Annotated in this window: 15 protein-coding genes; 5 read left to right on the forward strand and 10 right to left on the reverse strand. The window is 44.8% G+C overall.

Features of this window, described 5'->3' with window-relative positions; translation table 11 throughout:
* Positions 1–30: 30 nt before the first annotated feature.
* The 3 genes from H3S83_RS07155 to H3S83_RS07165 are packed head-to-tail and all read right to left on the reverse strand — an operon-like array spanning position 31 to position 3,448.
* Positions 31–1,191 carry an amino acid ABC transporter permease gene (locus H3S83_RS07155; protein WP_198239286.1) on the reverse strand — a complete coding sequence of 387 codons (1,161 nt, stop codon included), beginning with the start codon at positions 1,189–1,191 and terminating at the stop codon, positions 31–33.
* Between the two features lies 1 nt (position 1,192).
* The gene (locus H3S83_RS07160; RefSeq protein ID WP_198239287.1) at positions 1,193–2,368 is read right to left on the reverse strand and encodes an amino acid ABC transporter permease; all 1,176 of its coding nucleotides are present in this window, start codon (positions 2,366–2,368) and stop codon (positions 1,193–1,195) included.
* A 48-nt stretch (positions 2,369–2,416) separates the two neighbouring features.
* A complete protein-coding gene (locus H3S83_RS07165) occupies positions 2,417–3,448 on the reverse strand; it encodes an amino acid ABC transporter substrate-binding protein (RefSeq protein WP_078039538.1) in 1,032 nt (343 codons plus the stop codon).
* 182 nt (positions 3,449–3,630) lie between these two features.
* On the opposite strand from H3S83_RS07165, the gene H3S83_RS07170 reads away from it, so the two are divergent.
* Positions 3,631–4,800 carry a cystathionine beta-lyase gene (locus tag H3S83_RS07170; RefSeq protein ID WP_198224579.1) on the forward strand — a complete coding sequence of 390 codons (1,170 nt, stop codon included), beginning with the start codon at positions 3,631–3,633 and terminating at the stop codon, positions 4,798–4,800.
* A 112-nt stretch (positions 4,801–4,912) separates the two neighbouring features.
* On the opposite strand, the gene dnaE is transcribed toward H3S83_RS07170, so the two are convergent.
* On the reverse strand, positions 4,913–8,401 hold the full coding sequence (gene dnaE, locus H3S83_RS07175; protein ID WP_198239288.1) for a DNA polymerase III subunit alpha: 3,489 nt from the start codon (positions 8,399–8,401) through the stop codon (positions 4,913–4,915).
* A 1,044-nt stretch (positions 8,402–9,445) separates the two neighbouring features.
* On the opposite strand from dnaE, the gene recG reads away from it, so the two are divergent.
* Both recG and H3S83_RS07185 read left to right on the forward strand, forming a co-directional pair.
* Positions 9,446–11,554: an ATP-dependent DNA helicase RecG gene (gene recG / locus H3S83_RS07180; RefSeq protein ID WP_198239289.1), complete on the forward strand. Its 2,109-nt coding sequence runs from the start codon at positions 9,446–9,448 to the stop codon at positions 11,552–11,554.
* 3 nt (positions 11,555–11,557) lie between these two features.
* A complete protein-coding gene (locus H3S83_RS07185) occupies positions 11,558–12,463 on the forward strand; it encodes a phosphodiester glycosidase family protein (RefSeq protein ID WP_246741721.1) in 906 nt (301 codons plus the stop codon).
* A gap of 59 nt (positions 12,464–12,522) precedes the next feature.
* Here the strand turns inward: H3S83_RS07185 and glmS are convergent, their stop codons facing one another.
* The 3 genes from glmS to H3S83_RS07200 all read right to left on the reverse strand — a co-directional run bounded on the left by glmS (position 12,523) and on the right by H3S83_RS07200 (position 16,665).
* Positions 12,523–14,346 (reverse strand): glutamine--fructose-6-phosphate transaminase (isomerizing), encoded by a 1,824-nt coding sequence (gene glmS / locus H3S83_RS07190; RefSeq protein WP_198239290.1) that lies wholly within the window; start codon positions 14,344–14,346, stop codon positions 12,523–12,525.
* Between the two features lie 156 nt (positions 14,347–14,502).
* Entirely contained in the window at positions 14,503–15,861 is a 1,359-nt protein-coding gene (gene glmU, locus H3S83_RS07195) for a bifunctional UDP-N-acetylglucosamine diphosphorylase/glucosamine-1-phosphate N-acetyltransferase GlmU (protein WP_198239291.1), read from the reverse strand.
* Between the two features lie 15 nt (positions 15,862–15,876).
* Entirely contained in the window at positions 15,877–16,665 is a 789-nt protein-coding gene (locus tag H3S83_RS07200) for a cytochrome c biogenesis CcdA family protein (protein ID WP_198239292.1), read from the reverse strand.
* Positions 16,666–16,860: 195 nt separating this feature from the next.
* Between H3S83_RS07200 and mprF the strand changes: the two genes are divergently transcribed.
* Complete coding sequence (gene mprF, locus H3S83_RS07205) at positions 16,861–19,485, forward strand: bifunctional lysylphosphatidylglycerol flippase/synthetase MprF (RefSeq protein WP_198239293.1); 2,625 nt, start codon at positions 16,861–16,863, stop codon at positions 19,483–19,485.
* On the forward strand, positions 19,482–20,900 hold the full coding sequence (locus H3S83_RS07210; RefSeq protein ID WP_198239294.1) for a virulence factor family protein: 1,419 nt from the start codon (positions 19,482–19,484) through the stop codon (positions 20,898–20,900). The genes mprF and H3S83_RS07210 overlap by 4 nt, the downstream gene beginning before the upstream one ends.
* Before the next feature lie 703 nt (positions 20,901–21,603).
* Here H3S83_RS07210 and H3S83_RS07215 read toward each other — a convergent pair.
* The 3 genes from H3S83_RS07215 to adhP form a co-directional block, all read right to left on the reverse strand.
* On the reverse strand, positions 21,604–21,801 hold the full coding sequence (locus H3S83_RS07215; RefSeq protein ID WP_078040385.1) for a YbdD/YjiX family protein: 198 nt from the start codon (positions 21,799–21,801) through the stop codon (positions 21,604–21,606).
* Positions 21,802–21,878: 77 nt separating this feature from the next.
* Positions 21,879–23,924, reverse strand: coding sequence for a carbon starvation CstA family protein (locus H3S83_RS07220; protein WP_198237376.1), 2,046 nt, complete (start codon positions 23,922–23,924; stop codon positions 21,879–21,881).
* A 1,023-nt stretch (positions 23,925–24,947) separates the two neighbouring features.
* Positions 24,948–25,982: an alcohol dehydrogenase AdhP gene (gene adhP / locus H3S83_RS07225; protein WP_077971564.1), complete on the reverse strand. Its 1,035-nt coding sequence runs from the start codon at positions 25,980–25,982 to the stop codon at positions 24,948–24,950.
* Positions 25,983–26,637 lie beyond the last annotated feature (655 nt).

The following is a 26,637-nucleotide window of genomic DNA, read 5'->3' on the forward strand; positions in this document are numbered from 1 at the left end:
TCAATTATATCGGGATTTTTCCGCAAATACTTATCCTTCCGCACCGTTAGTCTTCGGAGCATTCAAGCGCCTTTCAATAAAATGTGCATATCTTGACATGCCAAAACAAAATACCCAGAAAACCAGTCCTATAAACACCATTCCTGTAAGGGGCGTCTGGGGAGTGCTCCACTGGGCCTGTTGAATTGCCTGTCGTACAATCCCCAGAAGATCGAACATCCCGATAATATAGACAAGGCTTGTTTCCTTAAACATCCCGATGAGCACATTTATAATGCCGGGTATGACCAGGCTATAGGCTTGGGGCAAGATAACAAGACCCATTGTTTTGAAATAACCAAGACCAAGCGCTTCTGCCGCCTCATATTGTCCGCGCGGTATTGCTTGTAGTCCGCCACGAACGACTTCGGCAATATAAGCGGAGGTGAATAATGCAACGCCAATCAAAGCGCGCAAAAATTTGTCGAAGGTTATATCCGGCGGAAGAAATAAAGGAAGCATAACGCTGGCAATAAATAACACGGCAACCAAAGGTATGCCTCGTACAGTCTCTATAAAAATCAACGAGATCGTATGGATAACGGGCATCTTCGAACGGCGGCCAAGTGCCAATAGGCTCCCTAGGGGAAGTGAAATGGTAATACTGCAATAGGCAATCGTCAAAGTCACAAGCAATCCGCCCCACAATTGGGTTGCGACTGGTTGTAAATGAAAATACCCACCAAAAAGCAAAAAATAGCCGATAAGCGGAACAACAAAGAGCGATACAAGTGCATTGGCTATTTTTAGCGGGCAAGAGGGAATAAGTAATGGCAAATTTATGATAACCACGATCAATGCCATGAGATCGACACGCCAACGTTCGCTATCGGGATAACGCCCGTAAATGAATTGCCAGAAATTCGCTTTCACAAAAGCCCAACACGCCCCGCTCCAGTCATCCGGCATTACTCCGCCTTGGGTGATTGTTGTACAGGCCTTGCGGTCGCTACCACTCCATACAGCTTTGATAATGAGCCAATTAATAAGCGGAACGGCAAAATAGATGACTGCGAGCACAAGTATGATGCTCACTACACAATTTAGAGGTGTGGAAAAAAGATTGTGCCTCAACCAATGCCATATTCCCCTATCGAGTATAGGAGGAGGAGACGCCGATATAAACTTCGTCTGGACATAACGCTCGGTCATTCTAGCGCTCCACCAAAGCCATATGTCGGTTGAACCAGTTCATAAAAAGCGAAACGACAATGCTCAAGCCCAGATAAACTTCAATCCAGATAACCGCCAGTTCAACGGACTGTCCGGTTCTTTCCATAATGGTGCTTGAGACCATCATAAGTTCGGAATAACCGACGGCTGCGCCGAGAGATGTATTTTTGATCAGGTTCATATATTGGCTGGCAAGCGGTGGAATAATGATACGCAAGGCAAGCGGCAATATAACGAGACGCATAATCAGGCCGTCGGAAAGACCGAGCGATGCACCGGCCTCAGACATGCCTTTATCCACACCTTGAATACCTGCACGAATTGTCTCGGCAATCAATGCACCCGTATAGATTGATAGTGCAAGATAAAGCGAAAGGAATTCCGGCGAAATATAATACCCGCCACTGAAATTGAAACCTTTCAATGTAGGAATGTCCCACGACGTGGGATAGGCAAATAACAGAAATAGAATGATCGGACAAAAAATACCAATAAAGGGGCCATACCACCATTTTATCGGTGTGGCACCGGTTTCCTTTATCATATAACGGCCACGGAAATGGAGAACGAACGCTAAAGCCATCAATATAACGGATAAAACTACAAATAATAATACATGTTCACCCCAAACCGGCCGTGGAAGATAAATTCCCCGAATATTAATTGCTAAATCACCCCAATGAAGACTTTGTCTTGCCGGCGGTAAAATCTGCATAATGCCGATTGACCAGAAAAATAACAGGACGAGCGGCGGTATGTTACGAAAAAATTCGACATAACAGAGCGAGAGCTTGGCAACCAGCCAATTTTGCGACAAACGGCCAATACCGATAAAAAGCCCGATCAGCGTAGCTGTTACCAGACTTATTGCCGAAATGAACACCAGATTGACGAGACTTGCTGCAATAACTTCGCCGTTGGTTGCGTTATCATCATATTGAATGATGCTTGATGGCTGGTTAAATCCGGCACGTTTATCCAGAAAATCAAAACCGGAAGCAATATTGGAAGCACGCAGGTTGACAATGGTATTGTGGGCTATCCATCGAATGACGAGAAAAAGGCCCAAAATGACCAAACACTGAAGGCCAAAAGATAAAAGCGAACGCATATTGAAAAAGGCAGCCAATTCTGCCTTCAGGGAGCGCTCGGACATTATTAGCGGGTGTTTAGTCATTAGGAAAATTGACGCTATAAAAGACCATCAACGAATAGGGAGACCGTATTGCAGCCCGCCTTTCGTCCACAAGGCATTGATGCCGCGTGAAATTTTCAAAGGTGTGTTCTGCCCGATATTACGCTCGAAGATTTCACCATAATTGCCGGTCGCTTTAATGATTTTTACGACCCAATCATTATCAAGCCCCAAGTCTTTACCAATTGTATTACCCTGTTCCACTCCGAGAAGACGCCGGATATCCTGATTGTCGGATTTTAACATATCGTCGACATTTGCCTGTGTTATGCCGAATTCTTCAGCATTCAACAGTGCATTATGCGTCCAACGCACAACATCGGCCCATTGGGGATCACCTTGACGAACGGCCGGACCGAAAGGTTCTTTCGAAATGATCTGCGGCAAAACAACATGATCTTCCGGATTTTTAAGCTGTAAGCGCAAGCCATAAAGTGACGACTGGTCGGTTGTGTAAACATCGCAACGCCCTGCATCGTAGGCTTGATTGACTTCGGTAAATTTATCAAAAACAACAGGCGTATATTCCATTTTGTTATTACGGAAATAATCGGCAAGTGTCAGTTCGGTTGATGTGCCAGACTGAACACATATTGATGCACCCGATAATTGAAGCGCTGATGTCACACCTTCAAGATTCTTTTTGTTAATCATGAAGCCCTGTCCATCGTAATAATTGACACCGACAAAATCCAGTCCCAAGGCTGTTTCCCGATTGATTGTCCAAGTGGTATTGCGGATCAAAACATCGATTTCACCTGATTGAAGTGCTGTAAAACGCTCTTTAGAGCTTAAGGGAACAAATTTTACTTTGTCACCACTTCCGAAAACAGCGGCAGCAACGGCACGACAATAATCAACATCAAAACCTGTCCAATGGCCTTTTTCATCGGGAATGCTGAAACCGGCAAGTCCCGTGCTTACGCCACATTGCAGATATCCCCTCGCCTTAATGTCATCCAAAGTGCCTGCAGAGGCCGAAACAGCGCTTAAGGCCGCAACAGCAACGCCGACAGCAGCGATGTAAGTGTTGAAAAACATAATGTCCTCTCCTGCTTTTGCAAAAACTTGTCCTGATCGCTATCGAAAAGCATTATCCCGATAACGTCAAGCAAATAGCGTGCTATCATTCTAATGAAAAGCGAACAGATTTTGCTTGACCTTTATCATGTTTTATCAAAGGTAAAATATAAAGTGGAATAAAAAATTGGAAAGTACAGTTGATGACCTCAAATAAACATTCAAATCCGTCCGGCATCAATACCAAACTTGCTCATTGTGGAAATAATCCGGCCGATTATTTCGGTTTTGTCAATCCACCGGTTGTTCATGCTTCAACGGTGTTGTTTCCCGATGCGAAGACTTTAAAATCCGAAAATCAACGTTACACCTACGGCACGCATGGAACGCCCACAACCGATGCTCTTTGCGAGGCGATCAACATGCTTGAAGGAGCGGAAAAAACCGTTCTGGTGCCTTCGGGGCTTGCCGCAATTACCGTTCCGCTCCTCGGTGTATTGGCACAAGGTGACCATGCATTGATTGCCGATTCTGTCTACGGACCGACACGTCGTTTTGCCAATAATATGCTCCGGAAAATGGGGGTAGAGGTAGAATATTATGACCCGACAATCGGCAGAGCTATAGAAACTTTGATGAAGCCGAACACCAAGGTGGTTTTTACCGAGTCACCGGGATCAAATACATTCGAAATTCAGGATATACCGGCAATTTCCTCGGTTGCACACGCACATGGCGCAGTTGTACTGATGGATAATACATGGGCAACACCTGTTAATTTCAAACCTCTTGACCATGGCGTCGATATTTCAATTACCGCAGGAACAAAATATCCGGCCGGCCATTCCGATATTCTGATCGGTTTCATCTCTGCAAATGAACGGACAAAAAAAATTGTCGAAGACGCCCATATGTTTCTTGGAATGAGCGTTTCCGGTGATGATGCTTACAATACTCTGCGCTCGATGCGCACTATGGGAATAAGACTTGCCCATCAAAGCAAGACTGCTTTAGCTCTCGCCCAATGGTTGGAAACTATGCCGCAGGTTGCAGAAGTGCTTCATCCGGCACTTCCAAGCCATAAAGGCCATGAAATCTGGAAACGTGATTTCAAAGGCGCTTCGTCATTGTTTTCGATTGTTTTGAAAGGCGGCGGCGAAAAAGAAGCCCACGCTTTTTTGAATGCACTTAAAATTTTCAAACTCGGATATTCCTGGGGTGGCTATGAAAGTCTCGCTGTCGAAGTCCACTTGGAAGACCGCGTTTTCAAACACCAATATTTAGGTTCACTTCTGAGGCTTCAAATCGGCATTGAGGATTTTGACGACCTGAAAGCTGATCTTGAACAGGCGTTAATCGCGACAAAACTCTGAAGATAATTCAAAAACTAACGAAATTACAATATGAGGAAGGTAATAGATTTACCTTCCTCTTTTTTGTTAAATATCAATCGGTTGTATGTTTTTGTTAAACCATTTTATAGTTCTATACAAGTTCGACATCAACAACACCGCGAATGGCTTTCATAGCACCTGCTACCTGCGGAGTTACGCGATATTTATGCGGAAGTGAAACTTCTATTTCGCGGGCACCATTATCCTTGATGATAATGAATCCTACATCCCCGTCGCCGCCACGCTCGAGGCTACCGCCGATTTCTTCTACCATATCGGCATTACGAACAAAAATACGCATTGTTTTATGAATACGTTCTGCTTCATGTTCCAATGACTGAACTGTTTCTATCCGTAAACTGATACCTTCCGGACGATTTTCGGCATTAACTGTTATGACGACCGATTGCCCCGGTTCAAGCATATCTCCATAGGCCGCCAATCCTTCCGAAAAAAGGATCGCTTCGAATTGTCCGGTCGGGTCGGAAAACTGGATAATCCCCATTTTCTTTCCCGATTTTGTCTTTCTTACCTGTTTTGCACTGACCGTTCCGGCAAGACGACCGGCATTTGCCCCTCGCCGCACAGCATTGGAAAAATCGTTCCAGTTTTGAACGCGGAGTTTTTGCAAAACATCCTTATATTCATCCAATGGATGGGCAGATAGATAAAAACCGATGGCTTGAAACTCGTGATGAAGCTTTTCAGCCGGCAACCATGGCTTTGCCTCAGGCAATAAAAGTGGTTCTTTCGGTCCGTCGCTCATTCCGAAAATATCGGTCTGGCCGCTCCGGTTATCGTCAAGCACCCGCATTGAACGGGCATTGATGACATCAATTCCTGCCACGAGCACTTCACGCGGAATATGGAAGCAGTCGAATGCGCCAGCATGGATAAGGCTTTCCATCACCCTCTTATTGACAATACGTGGATCCGTGCGTTCGCAAAAATCTTCCAGATCTTTGAACGGCTTGTCGCCGCGTTTTTCCACAATGTGATTGACTGCAGGGTCGCCAACCCCCTTGATCGCAGCAAGTGAATAATAAATACGATTTTCGCCGACCTCGAACGCACGATAGGATGTCTGGACCGAAGGGGCGACGACTTCAATTCCGAGCCTCTCTGCTTCACGCCGAAAATCGTTAAGCTTTTCGGTGTTTCCCATTTCGTAAGTCATGGAAGCGGCTAAAAATTCAACCGGATAATGGGCTTTCATATAGGCCGTTTGATAAGAAACAAAAGCATAAGCTGCCGCATGGGATTTATTGAAACCATAATCGGCAAATTTTGCCAGCAAATCGAAGATCGAATTTGCCTGATTTTTATCCACGCCCCGTTCAACAGCTCCGGCAACGAAGTGGACACGCTGGCGCTCCATTTCTTCATGAATTTTCTTACCCATGGCGCGGCGCAAAAGGTCCGCTTGTCCAAGCGAATATCCCGCGAGCACCTGCGCGATCTGCATCACCTGTTCCTGATAGATGATGACGCCTTGGGTTTCCTTCACAAGATAATCTATTTTCGGGTGAATGGAGGCAATCTCTTCTTCACCGTGTTTACGGGCAATATAGGTCGGGATATTCTCCATAGGACCCGGCCGGTAAAGTGCGACAAGGGCGGTAATATCCTCGATACGGTCAGGCTTCATCCCGATAAGCGCCTTGCGCATGCCCGTACTTTCAACCTGGAATACGGCGACTGTTTCGCCCCGCGTCAGCATGTCATAAGTCGGTTTGTCATCAAGCGGAATATGGGAAAGATCGATCTTTATTCCTTTGCGCGCGACAAAATCGACAGCCGTCTTCAAAACTGTAAGGGTTTTCAAACCCAAAAAGTCGAACTTGACCAGCCCCGCTTTTTCAACAAATTTCATATTGAATTGCGTAACCGGCATATTCGAGCGCGGATCACGATACATTGGCACCAATTGCCACAAAGGCCGGTCACCGATAACGATACCGGCGGCATGTGTGGATGTATGCCGATAAAGTCCCTCAAGCTGAAGTGCAATATCAAGGAGATGACCGACCGTTGGATCTTTTTTCTTTTCTTCCTCGAATTTTGGTTCATCCTTGATGGCTTTTGCAAGCTCGACGTTGTTTCCGGGCGTTTGCGGAACCAATTTGGAAAGATAATCTACCTGACGATAAGGCATTTCAAGGACGCGACCGACATCGCGAATAACTGCTCGAGCCTGTAATTTACCGAGTGCAATAATTTGTGCAACTTGTTCGTTGCCATATTTGGATTGCACATAATGGATAACTTCTTCGCGTCTATCCTGACAGAAATCCACGTCAAAATCCGGCATGGATACGCGTTCCGGATTGAGAAAACGTTCAAACAGCAATGAAAAGCGCAACGGGTCTATATCGGTAATTGTCAAAGCATAGGCAACAAGCGAGCCTGCACCTGATCCGCGTCCTGGCCCTACGGGGATATCATGCGCTTTTGCCCATTTGATGAAGTCAGAAACGATCAGGAAGTAGCCCGGAAACTGCATTTTTGTAATAATGGATATTTCATATTCCAGTCGTTCTTCGTAATCCTTAGGCGTATAACCTTCCGAAGGACCGGCCGTTTCAAGGCGCATCTTCAGCCCTTCTCTTGCCTGACGTATCATTTCGTCAGCTTCCGCTTTGACAGCTGCTGCAGGATCATCCGATTGACCGGTGAAACGTGGCAAAATCGGTTTTCTCGTCGGCGTATAGGCGTGACAGCGCATCGCAATTTCAACGGTATTGTCGATTGCCTCCGGAAGGTCGGAAAACAGCTCGACCATTTCATCTTGCGATTTCAGGTAATGGTCGGGTGTGACGCGTCGTCTATCCGGATTGGATACAATTTGTCCTTCGGCAATCGCCAACAACGCATCATGCGCTTCATAACCGCTTTTATCTTTGAAGAAAGCTTCATTAGTCGCTACCAACGGTATGCCATATTTATAGGCGAGTTCGACAATTTCCGCTTCCGTTGCGCGATCATAATTGCCATGCCGCTGTAGTTCCATATATAGCCGGTCGCCGAATGCTTTTTGCAGACGTTGCAAACGTTCGATAGCACGATCTTTTTTATCTGCAACAATCGAGCTGTTTATCGGACCGTTCGGTCCACCGGTCAGGGCAATAATGCCCTCACTCAGTTCTTCGACCCATTCTATTCTCGCATTTGCGGGGTCAGTCTCGCTTTTATCGAGATAGGCACGGCTTACAAGATGCACCAAATTCTTGTAGCCCGTTTCTGTGGCCGCAAGCAGTACAATTGACGTAAAGTCCGAAGGATAACGCCATTTTGTGACACGTGGGTCGTACCCCACATCTTCGAAGTCGATAGCCAATTGGCAACCGATAATCGGTTGAATACCGTCGGCAAAACAATATTGGGTGAATTCGAGTGCACCGAAGAGATTATTTGTATCGGTAATCGCGATAGCCGGAGCATGGTCATGAAGAGCATATTTTATGACTTCTTTGACCTTTATTGCACCTTCCAACAATGAATAGGCCGAGTGAATCCTCAAATGGATAAACCGCGGGCGTTCAATTTCCTCATTTTGTTTTTCAGTACTACCGTCAGACACGTTCAATCTTTCCAATAATTATTCGCGATTGCCACGACAAGAAATGTCAATGATTCTGCCAGACGTTATCGTGATCAATGCATGTCTCAATCATCATCACGACGGGTTCGGAAAGGCTTTCATAGCTTTGGGCGAAGGCCCCGGCTTGCGACATCAGCCCCTACTCGCAAAATCACGCTTTTGTTTTAGAACGTTATTAACCAGATTCCTACCGTTGTCACGAACAAACTCACAGAAACAAAGGACAACACATCATATAAAATTTCGGACATCAGCTTTTCCTTTCTTGTTATGTATCCTTTATGTTCTTGTTTTGTTCTGTTTTCAAGTTTTTATTTTCTCCATGCTTTCCATAGTTAATGATTTATTTCCATGAATGATATTTCCTCTCACAATTTCAAAAGAGAGAAATATTCTCGTCAGGACTTTAATCTGGCAATCAAGGTTCGGTTACACGTTATCGTTTCCCAGATATTCGACCGATACAGGGTTTCCGATCCCGCCCAGTCCTGAATTTTTAAATGAGAAGTTTCGCTCAAGCGGCATCCGTCAGCACTTTCGCAATGATCGGCCGATTGTTTCAAGGCTTAAAATAGCCAATCCGCACAAAACGACAATACGAATGTTTCAAACTATCAGGCTTTTAAAAAACAGGCGCCTATCCGGTCCTCAAGATGCATGTTAAAGGTCAAAATAGTCGAACATGCTTTTTCTGCAATCATTCTTTTGAATTTAAAAAAATTCCGTTGTTGTTGAATGGAGTGAGATCTTCGAGGAACTCCTGCTACCACCTGTTCGAGGTTTCGAATTGTTATGCCCCACGTCGAATAGGATAATAGTCAAACGACCAGCCGAAACAGCATATGCAGTCAGAGACCAAGAGAATTTTGGTTATTTCAAAAGGATTTAAATTTGTTCGTTTTTTTGGCCTTGCTCAAAACTTTGTCTGCTATTTTCAAAACCGTTTCAACTTCAAAAAGTTTTAGCTGATGAACATGATTTTGATACTGGTAAAAATGGTTTCCCGCCGCTAAATTCATAGTCATGCGACCGACATTACTTGACCCATTTTTTGCGACGATACGAAGCCTTTCCGGCATAGGGCCAAAGGTCGGCTTAACGATATCCAAACTCCTGAACATCGATCCGGCACAAGACGAACCGCGACTTATTGATCTTGTCCAGTTAATGCCACACTCTGTTGTCGACCGCAGACAGCGCCCCGGCGTTGCTTTTGCGTTAGACGGTGCTGTCACAACTGCCGAGATAGTTGTCGATTATCATCAGGCTCCTCCAAGCAACAATAAACGCCTTCCCTATAGGATATTCGGTCATGACGAAACGGGGGAAATTACCTTGGTGTTTTTTCATGCTCAACCAAGCTGGCTAAAAAGCCAATTGCCCGAGGGCGAAAAAGTTATTGTTTCCGGTAAAGTGGAACGATTTAACGGCCATGTTACCATGGTTCATCCCGATTATATTGTTCTGTCATCACAGAGTGAAAAACTGCCACTTATAGAGCCCGTTTACCCGCTAACGGCAGGTTTGTCGGGAAAAACTTTAGGCCGTGCAATAGGTGAAGCACTTGACCGGTTACCCTTGTTACCGGAATGGATTGATCACACAATGCTCAAACAATCCGGCTTTCCATCCTTCGGCGTCGCTTTGCGCCGAATTCACACACCGGTAGACCCCGCCGATGTTAGTGTCGACAGTGTGCCCAGAAAACGCCTTGCTTATGATGAATTTCTGGCCGGTCAATTAGCGCTGGGGTTAGTCCGGCACAAAACCAAGAAATTGGCTGGTAAAGCCAATCCCCCAAGAGGCACATATACAAAAAAACTCCTGCACGTCCTACCCTTCACTTTGACGAAAGGTCAAGAAGCGGCCATTGCCGAAATATCGCGAGACCTCGCCTCGAACGAGGCAATGTTGAGATTGTTACAAGGTGATGTCGGATCAGGTAAAACTGTGGTGGCTTTTATGGCAATGGCACAAATTGCCGAAAATGGCGGTCAATCCGCACTCATGGCGCCTACTGAAGTTCTGGCACAGCAACATTTTGCAACAATCAGCCCTTTGGCTGAAAAAATCGGCCTGAAAACCGTTTTGTTGACTGGCCGCGAAAAAGGTAAAAGTCGCGAAAAAATTCTTGATGATATCAAAAGCGGGCAAACTGCGATTATCATCGGGACGCATGCACTTATTCAGGAGAGCGTCGACTATCATAATCTCTCGCTTGCAATTATTGACGAACAGCATCGTTTTGGCGTTCATCAACGCCTTAATCTTTTGGCCAAGGGCATACGACCCGATATGCTTGTCATGACCGCCACCCCTATTCCACGAACTTTAGTTATGACTGCATTTGGCGACATGGATGTTTCACAACTAAAAGAAAAGCCGTCAGGGAGGAAACCGGTAACCACAGCTATTTTACCGGAAGAGCGATTGGCCGAGCTTCTCGACCGCGTCAGTGTGGCACTTCAACGTGGTGACAAGATTTATTGGATATGCCCACTGGTCGAGGAGTCAGAAAGCCTGGAGCTCACATCCGTTGAAAAACGATTTGAATTTCTCCATGCCCGTTTTGGCAATATTGTGGGAATTGTTCACGGTAAAATGGCTGCCACCGAAAAAGATCGGGCGATGCAGGATTTCAAGCAAGGCAAAACGCGTTTGCTTGTCGCTACCACCGTCGTGGAAGTCGGCGTCGATGTGCCTGACGCATCGATCATGATTATCGAGCATGCCGAACGATTTGGCCTTTCGCAGCTTCATCAGTTACGTGGACGAGTTGGAAGAGGTGACAAACAATCATCTTGTATTTTGCTTTATAAGGCACCGATTGGTAAAATTGCAGAAGCGAGACTGAATGTCATGCGAGAAACGCAAGATGGCTTTCGTATTGCCGAGGAAGATTTACGACTTCGTGGCGAAGGTGAAGTATTAGGAACCAGACAATCCGGACTTCCCGAATTTCACATGGCCGATCTTGAAGTTCACAGCGATTTATTGGCAATTGCCCGAAAGGATGCGCGCCTCATACTGGAAAAAGACCCGCAACTCATGTCGGAACGCGGTCGGGCATTGCGACTGTTGCTTTACCTTTTCCGCCAGGACGGGGCCATAAAATTACTTCGGGCCGGTTAAATCATGAAAAAGAACCATATCATCACGCCGCTTTTGATAACGCTCACCGGAATATTGGTAACAGTGGGAAGTTTTATGTTTTTCAGACAAACACCAACGTTCGAAAAGCCTGAAAGCACCCCGCAGGGTTCCAATCCGCCCATCGTAACCGAGCCACAACAACAAGATCAAAAGCCTCACGAAACGCCAAAAAAAATCACAACACACAATTTCTGCTACCACCAGAAATTCGAAAATAAATCTTATATTGTTTGCGAGGTCGATCCCGAAAAATATGATATTTCGCTTTTTCTAAACAATGCAAACGGTCAACCTTTCAAATATTTTCGTAACGTTGAAAAATATTTACGGGAACAAGGGAAAACGATTGCTTTTGCTGTCAATGGCGGCATGTACCACAAGGATTTTTCAGCGGTCGGCCTTTATATTGAAAATGGCAAAACGCTTCATCCCGTTTCTACCAAGGATGGGCCGGGAAATTTTCATATGAAGCCGAACGGTATTTTCTTTGTCGAGGGGAAAAAAGCCGGTGTTATGGATACGGATAGATTTCTGAAATCGACAATCAAACCGGATATTGCAACACAATCCGGGCCGATGCTCGTCATCGAAAACAAAATTCATCCGCGGTTTATTGTCAACTCGCCTTACCTTGAATATCGCAATGGCGTTGGCATCAGAACAAATGGAACTGTTGTTTTTGTCAATTCCGAAGGACGAGTGAATTTTGAAGAATTCGCGCGGTTTTTTCGTGATGAAATGAAAACCCCGAACGCGCTTTTCCTTGACGGGTCAATCTCAAGCCTCTACGCCCCCGAAATGAAACGTTATGATTGGTGGTATGGGCTTGGTCCTATTATTGCTGTTGCTATTCCTTTGGAGACGCAGGATTCAAAATCCGGCAATTAATATCATTCCTCCCCATAAACGAGGAGGAATGATTATTTTTTAGCAAGTTGAATATCGGTCTATTCAACGGTTACAGATTTAGCGAGGTTGCGTGGCTGATCTACGTCTGTACCAAGCAGTACTGCCGTGTGATAAGCAATCAACTGGACCGGAACTGCATAAACAATCGGTGCAATGAATTCCGGAACGTCCGGCATAACAATCGTCGACAGGCTATTCACCCCTGCTTTAGCCGCACCATCCTTATCTGTAATCAGAATAATGCGTCCGCCGCGCGCTGCCACTTCCTGCAAATTGGAAACCGTTTTGTCGAACCACCTATCATGTGGTGCGACTACAATAACGGGCATGTTTTCATCAATAAGTGCGATTGGCCCGTGTTTCAATTCACCGGCTGCATACCCCTCGGCGTGGATATAGGACAGCTCTTTGAGCTTGAGAGCGCCTTCCAAAGCAATTGGATAGGACGTGCCGCGACCAATATAGAGAATGTTCCTAACACTCATAAGATCACGACATATTTCTTCAATATCGCTATCAAGTTTCAGAACATCCGTAATAATTCTGGGAAGCTCGGAAAGCTGTTGAACCATTTTCTGTTCGGTTTTCTGGTCAAGCATACCTCGGTGTTTGGCAGCAGTCAGAACAACCGAGGCCAGAGCAGACAATTGACAGGTAAAAGCTTTTGTCGAGGCAACACCTATTTCAGGGCCGGCAAGCGTGGGAAACATAAAATCCGCTTCTCTTGCCATGGTCGATTCCAGAACATTGACAACAGTTGCTGTGTTTATTCCTTTGGCCCGACAATATCGCAAGGATGCAAGTGTGTCAGCGGTTTCCCCCGACTGTGACACGAACATCGCCAAGGTTTTATCGGTCATAGGCGGCTCGCGATATCTGAATTCCGAAGCAACATCATTTTCGACAATCAGCCCGCATAATTTTTCAAACCAATAACGTGCTACCAATGTCGAATAATAGGCTGTTCCGCAACTTGCAAAGACCAAACGATCAATATTGGCCCAATCGATCGGATTGGCAGATTCATTGACCTTGCCACCCCCCAAATCGACATAATGGGCCAGAGTGTGCGAAATGACCTCAGGCTGTTCGAACATTTCCTTATGCATGAAATGGCGATGATTACTTTTCGAAACAAGAAAAGCATTACCTGAAGATGTCGATATTTCACGTTCGACAATCCGGTCATCGGCATCATAGATTGTTGCACTATTGTGGGTGAGTACAACCCAATCACCGTCTTCAAGATAGCAAATCCGATCGGTGAATGGAGCAAGTGCTATCGCATCCGACCCTACGAACATCTCGCCTTTACCGTAACCGATAGCAAGCGGCGGGCCAAAGCGAGCCGCAATCATCAGGTCTTCTTCGCCTTCGAAAATAAGGGCAACGGCATAGGCACCGCGCAACCGCTTGAGGCTAACACGCATTGCCTCGACCGGTGTCAATCCACCTTTTATTTCTCTGGTCACGAGATGAGCCAGAACCTCGGTATCGGTATCAGATTCAAAAACACAGCCATCAGCGATAAGTTCGTCACGTAATTCGGCGAAATTTTCGATAATGCCATTATGAACCACAGCTACTTTTTCAGTCATCTGCGGATGAGCATTACGTTCAATCGGTGCGCCATGGGTAGCCCAGCGGGTGTGTCCAATGCCAATTTCGCCCTTCAGCGGCGTTTTTTTCAGTTTTTCCTCGAGATTGACGAGCTTACCGGGGGCTCGTAAGCGTCCAAGATGACCTTGGTAGACAGTAGCAATGCCTGCAGAATCGTAGCCCCGATATTCAAGCCTTTTCAAACCGTCAAGCAGCAAAGGTGCCACGTCCCTTTTACCAAGGATTCCAATAATTCCGCACATATAAAACTTCGCTCCGGGTATTAATCTGTTTATTAGAAGAGTTAGAACAGAATAACCAATTTAAAAGTGTTTTTGTTCCTGACTTTTCTGGCCTGGGTTAGTTCTAGATAGAAAATAATTCCCTTTTTTTAAATGTCAAAAATGGCTTTTTTTCTGTCATAAACTATTTTTTGTTTTCATTGACGAGAACCTTTGTCTCAACAAATCCGCTCGTCCTTCTTTGTTTATCTGCCTTGCGCGACCAAAGGCCACACAATTTTCTGGTACCGCTTCGGTTATTACACTGCCCGACGCAACGTAAGCACCTTTACCAATTTCAACAGGCGCGACCAGAGCGGAATTTGACCCGATGAATGCATTCTCGCCGATAATCGTTTTCCACTTGTTAAAGCCGTCGTAATTACAGGTTATGGTTCCCGCGCCGATATTGGTGCCGCGACCAATTTCTGCGTCCCCAATATAAGTAAGATGGTTGACTTTGGCCTTTTCACCAATTTTTGCATTTTTTATCTCGCAAAAATTACCGACTTTTGAAGAATTCTCGAGAATCGCTCCGGGACGCAAACGCGCATAAGGCCCGATTTCCGAATGCGTTTTGACAATTGCCCCTTCCAAATGGCTAAAGCCATGAATTACAACGCCGGTTTCCACTTTTACATTACGACCGAAGAAAACATTCGGTTCAATAATGACATCGCGGGCAATTTCGGTGTCATATGAAAAATAAACGGTTTCCGGTCGCAGCATTGTTACGCCGGATAACATGAGTTCTTTGGCCCTACGTTTTTGCCACAACGCTTCGGCTTCGGCGAGTTCAACGCGTGTATTCACACCCAGAACATTCTCGACCGGTATAGTAATTGCTCTGACATCCAGTCCTTGAGAAACACCGATTGTAACAACATCCGTGAGGTAATATTCTTTTTTGGCGTTCTCATTTTTAATTTGTTCAAGCAATGAAAGAGCACGTTTGCCATTCAACGCCATAACACCGCCATTACAGAATTTTATCTTTTTCTGTTCAATGTTTGCGTCTTTTTCTTCAACAATTGCTTGAAGTTTTCCGGCTTTTTCGATCAAACGACCGTAGCCTGACGGATTTTCGGTCTCAAACCCCATTACAACAATGTCGGCACCGTTCGCGAGCTCATCACGCGCACGATTAAGTGAAGCTAACTCGATGAGTGGTGTGTCGCCAAAAACAACCAATACATCGTCAAAATTTTTCGCCAGCATTTCGCGTGCTGCCAGTGCTGCATGCGCGGTTCCAAGTCGTTCTTTTTGAACATATATTCGGGCACTTTTGGAAAAGTCTCTCACCACCGAAGATACCTCTTCGGCTCCCTTCCCGACAACAACTGCTATTTCACTATTTTCAAGTGCCTGAACTTGCCGAACGACGTGGCAGACCAGAGGCAAACCGGCAATTTTATGCAGCACCTTCGGCAAATCCGATTTCATTCTCGTGCCTTCGCCTGCTGCTAGAATTATTGAGAGACAGCTACGGTTAATCATTTGCCTTTTAAATCCTCAAAAGAGATTACGGAAAAAATCGACAATGTCCGACCAGCCCAATGCTTCGACACTGCTCAAAGACGGAAATTTTTCCAACAACCAGAATGAAACATTTTGCATATCGCCGGTTAAAAAAAGGATACCGGCGATAATTAACAATATACCGATGATCTTTTCGACTTTTCCCAAATGCATTCTGAACGAGCTTAAAAACCACATAAAGAAGTTTGAAAACAAGGCCGCCAGAATAAAAGGAATAGCAAGACCGAGCGAATATATACCGAGCAGTAATGCGCCTTCACCAACCGATTCTTTTGATCCGGCAAAAGTAAGAATCGGTCCAAGGACCGGTCCCACACATGGTGTCCATCCAAAAGCAAACGCCAGACCAATAATGTAGGCACCCAATGGGCCCGCCGGTGTTTTTCTCGTCTGGAAGCGAACTTCCCGCGCGAGAATTCCGATTCTGAATACACCTAAAAAATTAAGTCCGAAGATTATAATAATAATCCCGGCAACCATCGCCAATATGTCACGATATTGACCGATAAAATGCCCGACGGTGCTGGCTGTTGCACCCAGTGCGATAAAAACTGTTGAAAAGCCCAATGAAAAGGCGATTGCCGCGACAAACAATGCTAGACGGACGGGCTGTTTGTTTTGCATGTCGCTATTGCGAAAATCTTCGACGCTAACACCGGCCATATAGCATAGATAAGGAGGCACCAGCGGCAATACACAAGGCGATAAAAATGATAGTGCGCCGCCTAAAAATACCCCGAATGTCGATAATTCTGAAAACAACTGTCTCGTTCCGTAAATTTTGTAACAGTTCTATCCTATATTAATCTCAATGAAAACCTTCAACCTTACGAAAAGCTACACTTATAAAAATCTGTTCCTTCGTATAAATATGACAAATTAAATCCATAGAGTTTTGCAATACTGGTTCTAAACAGTCCCGATAGGCGCATTGACCAACGGTTTAAAAGGATAAAAATGACAAGCGAAAATGAACTGAACGAGAACACCGTTGACAAAAACGCTCGCAAGCAGCCCTCGCGCCTTTTGCATCTGGCAAAAACATCGATTGTTCCGTTATTAGGACTGACAATCGCTGCAATTTCATTTTTTGTTCTCTGGGAACTTTTGAAAACGACTTCCAGACACGACACAATCGAGGCTTTCAAAAGTTATACAACACCGACATTGTTGCTTGCATTGTTCTTCACCGCGCTAAGTTTTTGCGGCATTGCGCTTTATGATGTCGTAGCGGCTCGCACAATAGCACCTGGTAAAATCACAATGCCGGTCGCAGCTCTCGCTGGATCTGCCGGTTATGCTGTATCCAATGCTCTCGGTTTTTCCTTTCTTACAGGAGGAGCACTCCGTTACCGCGTTTATGCGGGAGAAGGTGTCGGTCTTGCCGATATCGGGCGTATCATCAGCATGTCCTGGTTTTCAATGTGGTTTGCTTTGCTTACCGTTATCGGATTTGCGCTTGCGTTCGAACCTGAAAATCTTCCCCTTCTTGGCACCTTAAATTTAACGGCTGACAGGATTGCCGGCATCGCCATTATTCTCACATTGATTGCCTTGATATTGTGGCTTTACGGCGGAGCAAGAGAGCTGAAAATTGGGCCTCTTTCCTTGAAACTTCCGGGCTCCCGCGGCGCTTTGATGCAAATTTTTGCAGGTCTGGTTGATATTACCTCTGCATCTGCCACGCTTTATGTGCTCATGCCTGCCGATTTACAAACCGGTTTTCTCGCTTTCAATCTGGTCTTCGCCGTTGCCATTGTTATAGGTGTGGTTAGCCATTCACCGGGTGGCCTTGGCGCTTTTGAAGCCATTCTCATTGGTGGTTTGGGCCTTGCCGGAAACGCAAAAGGTGTGGCTGCTCTGTTGACTTACCGGTTGATTTACACAATATTGCCGCTTGTCATTGCAATTGTCGGCATTGCATTCTGGGAAATGTTCCGGCAACGCAAACGTGTTTCGGCACGTGCCGCACAGGTTTCGCGCATTATCGAACCGATGATACCGTTCATATCGGCCGGTCTGACCTTTCTGGCCGGTGTCGTAATGTTGATATCGGTTGTCACTCCCGGGCGCCGGATAAGACTTGATGTCCTGTCGGATATATTGCCACTAATTTTTATCGAGACGTCGAATCTGGCTGCCAGTCTTATCGGTGTAACACTTCTTGTCGTTTCCTACGGATTGGCGCGACGGCTCGTCAATGCATGGTTTGTTACCATTTTTCTTTTGCTTGCAGGTGCGGTTTTTTGTCTGACCAAAGGACTTGATTGGGAAGAAGCAACTATTCTGTGCATATTTGCATTAATCTTATGGGGGTTCAAACGCTCGTTTTATCGTCGGCCATTGAATAATGGTTTGACCATAAGTTGGGGTTGGCTTGCCAGTATTGCCGCCTTTGCATGTGCGGTTATATGGCTTGGCTTTTTTGTTTACCGTCACGTCGAATATTCAAATGAATTGTGGTGGAGCTTCGCCTGGAACGCCAATGCACCGCGTTTTTTAAGAGCAAGCGTTGTCATATTTTCCGTTATCTTTATTGCAGCGCTTTACAATATTATCCATAGACCACTGCGCAAGCGTTCAAAACGCGCGACGACGATTCCTGATTGTATCCCTAAGCTCGTTGCCCAATCACCTTTGTCGGATACTGCATTAGCGCTACTTGGAGATAAACAGTTTCTGATTTCTCCCAACGAGGACGGCTTTATTATGTACAGTAAATCCGGTGGTAGCTTGATTGCTTTAGGTGAACCCGTAAGCAATGACGAAAAGGTTTTTAACGATCTCGCTTGGGAATTTCGTAAACATGCCGATGATGCAGCCTTGCGCACTGTTTTTTACGGTGTAGGTCCGCGTCATTTGCCGCTTTATCTCGATATGGGGTTAACCGCAATCAAGTTGGGCGAGGTCGCCAAAGTCTACCTCCCCGATTTTTCACTTGACGGGCCAAAACGCCAACCATTCCGTTATGCTGAACGTAAAGCGACCCGCGAGGGCTTGGTGTTTTCCATTATTCCGGCAAATGAAGTAGAAAATCATTTGTTAGCACTGCGACATGTGTCTGATACGTGGCTTGCCTCGAAATCCGGAGCTGAAAAACGTTTTTCAATCGGTTATTTCAATGACGAATTTTTAAAACGTTACGATGTCGCAGTCATGACCAAAGATGATCAGATTGTCGCTTTTGCCAATGTCTGGAAAAGTGGTAACAAAAATGAAATAACAGTCGATATGATGCGTTACCTGCCCAATGTATCCAAAGTTATGATGGATGCATTATTTGCCAATCTGTTGCTTTATGGCAAAGAACAAGGATTCCAGTGGTTCAATTTGGGAGCTGCTCCTCTCGCTGGTCTGTCGACCAACCGTCTGGCTGCAAGGTGGCAACGTATAGGCTCTTTTATTTATCGGCGCGGACGTGATCTTTATCATTTTGATGGCTTGAAAGCGTTCAAGGATAAGTTCGATCCGGTTTGGTCACCGCATTATCTGATCTGCCCCGGTGGTTTTGAAACTGCTAAAGTTCTTTTTGATGTCACAACACTTATCAACGGCAACCCGCTGGAGTTTTTACGCAAATGACAATCCGACGTATAATTTTATTGCTCTTGGCCGTTTTTATTATCGCAGCCGCTGCTTATGGTGTTTTGCATCGGGGGAAGGTTAACCGGCTATGGGCAAGCTTCATCGGCTCCACATCTCCTGTTGTTTACGCAGAAGGAGAACGTTTCACCGATATACCGGTTTATTTGCCGCAAGGAGATATCAGAGGTCTTGTTATACTCGTTTCCGATACCGGTGGTCCAAAAACACGGGAAACAGATATGACTGCCGCATTGCTGAAACGGAACCTTATTGTGGCATCTGTCAATTTTGATAACTGGCGCGAGGAACTGGATAAAGAAGATGGCGATTGTGTTTATCTCGTATCCGATCTTGAAGCTCTGTCAAAAGACATTTTGCGCCGGTTGGATCTTGACGTTTATTTTCATCCTGTTGTGGTGGGAATAGGTGAAGGAGGCACGGTTTCCTATGCAGCGGCCGCCGATTCTCCGGAAAATACATTAGCCGGCACTGTAGTCCTTGATCCGTCGCAATCGTCGCACACACGATTACCTTCCTGCACGGAAGAGGCTGACGCAACAAAAATGCCCGACGGCGGCTATAGTTATGAAACAGGTGTAAAAGTCCCCTCTCCGGTGACGATTATCAGTAATTCATTGGCCGGTAATGACGTAAAGCAGGCGGCACGGGATAAAGTTGCCGCAATCATCAAGGACCCGGCTTTTGAATCGCGAATGAAGGAAACTGTTGATACAGCGCTTGATTATGCTATTCGCGATGCGGCGGATGCCGACCTGCCCATTATTGATATGCCGTCCAAAAACCCGGCAAAGGCACTGGTTATTTTCTTCTCTGGCGATGGCGGTTGGCGTGATATCGATATGGAAATTGGCGATCTTTTGCAAAGCCAGGATATTCATGTGATCGGCATCGACTCGTTACGTTATTTCTGGAGCACACGCACACCGGAAGAAATTGCCAAAGATATAGAGCAACTTGTTCAGGAGGCTGACCCCGAACAACGGTTACCGGTTGCACTGTTCGGCTATTCGTTCGGAGCGGATGTTTTACCGTTTGCTTGGGAAGTACTCGATGAAACGGTCAAAGACCAAACGGTTATGATAGCGCTCATGGGCTTGTCCAAAACAGCGGATTTTCAGATTTCCATTGATGGTTGGCTCGGCGGTTCGGGTGACACACCTGTTCTTGATCAGATGCAATACGTGCCTGCAGATAAAACGGTCTGTGTCTATGGGGAGGACGAAGATGATACTGCTTGTACAGATCCTGCGCTTGATGCAACAAAACGTTTAAAACTGCCCGGCGGACATCATTTTGATGAAGATTATAAAAGTCTTGCAAAATCTCTTCATGCAATCTTGATTGACAAGATACAGGCAGAAAAAAATGACCATAAGTCATCAAACCGATAGAGAAATGAGGATACCCGTCTTTCTCGAATTTGTCGGATACTGACTTCTTTTGCACGGTGATTTAAAAATTGTAATTGTAGATTAATTTTTGCCAAAATGCCCGTCTGGATGTTCAAGCGGACCTTTTCACACAGAATAAAAAATATTGTTGCAGATATCTCGTTTTGTAAAAACCGGCTCAAACAACTTTGAGTACTACGATTATCAAAGCAATAAAGGAGACAAATTTAGAATTTTAACAGGTTAACCACATTCTAAAAATCGAAACAGCCACGTAAAATTCGGCAATTAAGCAGACAATGTTCTGCCATTATTCAAAACTTCGCAACCAACCTGCCAATTGAAATCCATCGTCAATCGTGAGTTTGCTTGCCTTCTCGATGAGCTATTTGAAGGGAGCAAGAAAGGGCATCGTGCCCCGTGAATAGAACAAGCATATTCAAGGCATAATCATAAAGCCAGCCACGTTATTATCGGACGAATTGCGTTTCAAATCCGGAAGTCTTTACAGCAGTTTAATTATTAATTCGCCTCGCTTACGATAAAGAACATCAACATGAAATATGACGGTGCAATTAAAAGATTGCGTCCTTAAAAAATAGGAAAAACCAATTGAAATCTTTTGAATCCATTGATTTCACTATTCTCTAATTTTATTCGTTTTTGTAAAAAACCGGTAAGCCCCTTCTTTTTGCCTTTCATGTCAGCAACATTTGAAACCGCCCTTCCCTCCATATCTTGCTTCCTGACGCTCCCGGAAGAAATCATTATAAGACATGGGCGTCTGGTCAGGATGAACATTCTTCATATGTTGAACGTAAGTGTCATAATCGGGTACTCCGACCATCAACTTCGCCGTTTGTCCAAGAAACTTGCCAACACTAAGGAAATTCAAGCACATATTCAGCATCCTCCATATTTTTAACGTTATAGCGCTACCTTCCGGTAACGCCATAACGTCATTTGTACCCGCCACTTTTATCTGACTTTAATAGGTTCAGTCGGAAACGGTTCGTAAGGCGTTTCATGTACAGTGGGTTTATCGCTTTTCAGTGACTTTAAGGCCGATCTGATCGTGAATAAGGTTAACGTAACAACGACAACCATAAATAATGCCGTCAAGATACCGTTGATATAATTACCAACTGCCAATTGTTTGTTAGCCGCTTTTCCGGCAGCAACAAAAAAGCTAAGCTTGGCATCAAACACTTTCTGCCAACCGGCCGTCATCGTACAGATAAACAACCATGCCGCCGGAACGATCGCCACCCAGGCATAACGTTGCTGTTTCATTTTAAACAACACAACAGCACATAGCAGGAGAGCGACAGCTGCAAGCATTTGATTTGCTATACCGAATAACGGCCAAAGCGAATATATACCGCCTTTGGGATCGACCGCACCTTGGTAAACAAAATATCCCCACATCAGCACAACCAGTGCGGTAGCAACCAAATTGGCGAAAAGATTATCTGTTTTTCGCATATGCGGAACCACAATACCAAGGAGATCCTGAAGCATAAAACGGGCCGAACGTGTACCGGCATCAACCGCCGTCAAGATAAACAATGCTTCAAACAAAATTGCAAAATGATACCAGAAGGACATGCCCATCCAGCCGCCTAAGGCATTATGCAAAATATGCGCCATCCCCACGGCAAGGGTAGGTGCACCACCTGTTTTGGCAATGATGGATTTTTCGCCCACTTCGTTAGCGATATTTGTCAACATTTCAGGTGTCACCTGAAATCCCCATCCTGAAACAACTGTTGCAGCCGATTGCACAAGATCGCCGGTTCCAGATGGAAGAAGCACACTCAATGGTGCGTTCATTGAAAAATAGACACCGGGATTGATGACGCTCGCAGCAATCAGAGCCATGATGGCAACAAAAGATTCCATCAACATGCCACCGTAACCAATGAAACAGGCTTGGTCTTCATTAGCCAACATTTTCGGTGTCGTTCCCGATGAAATGAGAGCATGGAAACCCGAGACTGCCCCACAGGCAATTGTAATAAAAAGAAATGGAAAGAGGTTACCGCCCCAAACCGGTCCGGAGCCATCCACATATTTGGTTAAAGCCGGCATTTCGAGCATCGGCCGAACCACAACAATACCAATTGCAAGAGCAACAATCGTACCGATTTTCAAGAAAGTAGACAGATAATCGCGTGGTGCAAGCAGTAACCACACAGGTAAAACCGCTGCAATAAATCCGTAGATGATGATCATCAACGTCAATGTTGTTGCTTCATAATTGAACCAGGATGCATAAGAACTGTCTTTTATCCAGCCGCCTGAAACAATGCCGAATAGAAGCAGGACAAGACCAATAACGGAAACTTCACCTATTCTGCCAGGCCGGATAAAGCGCAGATATATCCCCATAAAAAAGGCAAGAGGGATAGTGAAAGCGACTGTATATGTTCCCCATGGACTTCCCGCCAAAGCCTTTACGACCACCATTGCCAACACGCCGAGGATGATAATCATAATCATGAAACAGGCAATCAAGGCTATTACACCGGCAACATCCCCCATTTCTTCACGAACCAGCTCGCCGAGTGAACGTCCATCGCGCCGCGTGGATATAAATAATACCATAAAATCCTGAACGGCTCCCGCCAGAACACATCCGGCCAGAATCCACAAGAGGCCCGGTAGATACCCCATTTGCGCAGCTAGTACCGGCCCAACAAGAGGCCCTGCTCCCGCTATTGCTGCAAAATGATGCCCAAAAAGAATTTTCTCGTCTGTGGGAACGTAATCAAGCCCGTCATTACGCCGATAGGCTGGTGTCATACGCGTGCTGTCCGCTTTTAAAACAACACTGGATATAAAAATCCCGTAAATCCGGTAGGCAACCAGATAGACACAAACTGCCGCCACAACAATCCACATGGCGTTGATTGCTTCACCCCGTTGAAGCGCGATATAGCCCAATGAAAAGGCTCCCAGTACCGCCAAGATGATCAAAATTATGATTTGAGTTGTGGTTAAGGGTTTTCTTATGGTCGCCATATGCCCCTCCTCCTGAAAATCCTCACAATGAAAAATACTTGCTTTGTGGCCTCCACCGCCAACAAAAGCCCTCCTTCAAATTTCTATTATTATTTATAAAGTTTTGTCTACTGCATTAATCAACACAATAAAATTACCTGTGAATATCTGACGCACCCGTACTTTACCCGGACATTTGGTTAAAAGTACTTATGTCTTACAATCTGACACCGCCAAACAGCACCGCTGGCATCAGAAAAGAAAAGTGGTTTCCAGTTTACGAAAGCTTTTTTCCCCCCACATTTAGGAACGTAAATTTACAACTTTTTCGATTCACGAAAATGAAATCCCCGGGTTCAAACCGTATTTTATAAATAGAGTGCCCACTGCAAATGCGGGTTTAGCAAAAAGTCATAAAACTCCGATTTTGATCGATAATTGTCTTTCAATCTTGTTTAGCCAAACTCTTTTTTGTGCAAACTTCGAACAAAAATCGATTAATACCAATTTGTGCCCGACCAAGACTAATTTGACTTCAATCGAAGCTATATGGGTGGTTTTTGAGTAATTACGATTAGACAAAAGAAAATTGAAATTGATTGCCAAAAAACAGGTACGTTTTTTCTTATGAAATCTGCGCTGATGGAAAAAAACGAACGGGTTTCCACAAGACAAGATTATAATGATTCATGCGTTAAACGTTTAGTCACATTAAAGCAGCTTTATAAAAGCAGTAGGTTACCGAAAATCATTGTCCGACAAGATTCACAGCGCTTACATATGGCAGGAAGCGGAATTGATCGAGCTTCCTAATGTCACTTCAAGATCATTTAACGCCCATTTTTCTGAACATATCGAACAATCAGAAAGAGCTGATAAACGCTTGATCTGGCGATTGCCCCCTTTGGACAATACGGCATAAATTTAGAGAACACATGGCTCCAGAAAAACATCCGAATGCGGTTCCAAATTCGTCAAAAATATAGCCCTTAATATAATCGGGCCTGAATAATCAGACCCGAAAAACGTTTGCTTGGCATATGTTTATTTAGTCATATCAAGGACAACGCGGCCTTCAATCTTGCCTGCTATCATATTATCAAAAATATGATTGATGTCAGACAGCTTATCGGTGGAAATATGTGATTTGACCTTTCCGGCAGCGGCAAAATCCAATGCCTCTTGAAGATCCAACCTCGTACCAACAATGGAGCCACGCAGTGTTATTCCATTCAACACCATATTAAAGATCGATACCGGAAAACTGCCCGCCGGTAGCCCGTTCATGGACAAAGTGCCGCCACGACGAACCATACCGAGCGCCTGTTCAAACGCTTTTGGAGACGCAGCCGTAACGAGCATGCCATGCACGCCACCATCGGTAAGCTTACGCAATTCGGCAGTCGCATCAGTGTATTTTGTTACATTGATTCCGACATCTGCCCCTAATTGTTTTGCCAGTTCGATTTTGTCATCGGCAACATCGATTGCCGCAACATTGTAGCCCATTGCTTTTGCATATTGTACGGCGAGATGACCAAGGCCACCAATGCCGGAAATACCAACCCAGTTGCCCGGTTTTGCGTCTGTTACTTTCAAACCTTTATAAACTGTGACACCGGCACACAGAATGGGTGCTATCTCGTTAAACCCGATATTTTTTGGTAGATGTCCAACATAATTCGGATCAGCCACAACATAATCGGCAAATGCACCATTAACAGAATAACCTGTGTTAAGCTGATTTTCACAAAGCGTTTCCCATCCGGCCAGACAATGCGAGCAACATCCACAGGCCGTATATAGCCAGGGAACGCCCACCCGATCGCCTTCTTTCACATGTTTTACACCACGCCCCACAGCTGAGACATAGCCAACACCTTCATGTCCGGGAATAAAGGGCGGGTTCGGTTTCACCGGCCAATCGCCATGTGCAGCATGTAAATCTGTATGACAAACACCACAGGCTTGCACACTTACCTGAATCATTCCTTCTCCCGGTTCGGGAATAGGTACCTCATCGATGGTAAGCGGCTTTCCAAATTCACGCACTACTGCGGCTTGCATCGTCTTTGCCATGATGGTCTCCTTCATTGGCTAGGAATATATGAGCTTTTACGGATTAGTCCGGTAATTCACATATTCTGTATTTGTATTTGACGAATTCTAAATTGGTGCGGTAACCGCACGCCTTTTGAAATATGGAAGAATTTTCTTTTTGAACAAGCTTGTTTTTGATTTTTTCTCGCTTCTCGAAGTTAATATTTGCTATTTCTATAACATTCAAGAATGTTCAAAAAAATACTATACTTATTTATCCACTCTACTGTTTCCTATTCGCACATATAAATATAGCCGTGTAAGTTCATTTTCCACGTTATACGAAAAATAACAAGCTAAATTTACCAAATGTTGTCAGAACTTTTATGGTCATGAATTGACATATGTTTGTTAAAAAATATAATTTTTTTGTCGTTAGAATTAAACATGACCGAAAAATATATGACATATTTTTTCGCATGATTATGCATAGTTGTACAGTCGTTTTTATTTTTTGGTTCGATAACAAAAAGAATTTGACTGTTTTAATATAATTAAAAATGATACGCTACAATAATTTAAAGAGACTTTATTATATAATTATCTTTAATAATTATGGAATATCTGTTAAAATAATTAAATTATTATATCTTATCTATTGTGTATCGGAAAGTTCCGTAAAATAAGGTTTTTC

It is taken from the genome of Bartonella sp. W8122 (assembly GCF_016102485.1).
GTDB lineage: Bacteria > Pseudomonadota > Alphaproteobacteria > Rhizobiales > Rhizobiaceae > Bartonella > Bartonella apihabitans.

What these genes read in the sequence shown, in the direction of transcription:
- glmU (WP_198239291.1), bottom strand. Translation starts at nt 15,861, where the DNA reads ATGATTAACCGTAGCTGTCTCTCAATAATTCTAGCAGCAGGCGAAGGC.
- H3S83_RS07220 (WP_198237376.1), bottom strand. Translation starts at nt 23,924, where the DNA reads ATGGCGACCATAAGAAAACCCTTAACCACAACTCAAATCATAATTTTG.
- recG (WP_198239289.1), top strand. Translation starts at nt 9,446, where the DNA reads ATGCGACCGACATTACTTGACCCATTTTTTGCGACGATACGAAGCCTT.
- mprF (WP_198239293.1), top strand. Translation starts at nt 16,861, where the DNA reads ATGACAAGCGAAAATGAACTGAACGAGAACACCGTTGACAAAAACGCT.
- H3S83_RS07210 (WP_198239294.1), top strand. Translation starts at nt 19,482, where the DNA reads ATGACAATCCGACGTATAATTTTATTGCTCTTGGCCGTTTTTATTATC.
- H3S83_RS07215 (WP_078040385.1), bottom strand. Translation starts at nt 21,801, where the DNA reads ATGTGCTTGAATTTCCTTAGTGTTGGCAAGTTTCTTGGACAAACGGCG.
- H3S83_RS07165 (WP_078039538.1), bottom strand. Translation starts at nt 3,448, where the DNA reads ATGTTTTTCAACACTTACATCGCTGCTGTCGGCGTTGCTGTTGCGGCC.
- H3S83_RS07185 (WP_246741721.1), top strand. Translation starts at nt 11,558, where the DNA reads ATGAAAAAGAACCATATCATCACGCCGCTTTTGATAACGCTCACCGGA.
- adhP (WP_077971564.1), bottom strand. Translation starts at nt 25,982, where the DNA reads ATGGCAAAGACGATGCAAGCCGCAGTAGTGCGTGAATTTGGAAAGCCG.
- H3S83_RS07160 (WP_198239287.1), bottom strand. Translation starts at nt 2,368, where the DNA reads ATGTCCGAGCGCTCCCTGAAGGCAGAATTGGCTGCCTTTTTCAATATG.
- H3S83_RS07170 (WP_198224579.1), top strand. Translation starts at nt 3,631, where the DNA reads ATGACCTCAAATAAACATTCAAATCCGTCCGGCATCAATACCAAACTT.
- glmS (WP_198239290.1), bottom strand. Translation starts at nt 14,346, where the DNA reads ATGTGCGGAATTATTGGAATCCTTGGTAAAAGGGACGTGGCACCTTTG.
- H3S83_RS07155 (WP_198239286.1), bottom strand. Translation starts at nt 1,191, where the DNA reads ATGACCGAGCGTTATGTCCAGACGAAGTTTATATCGGCGTCTCCTCCT.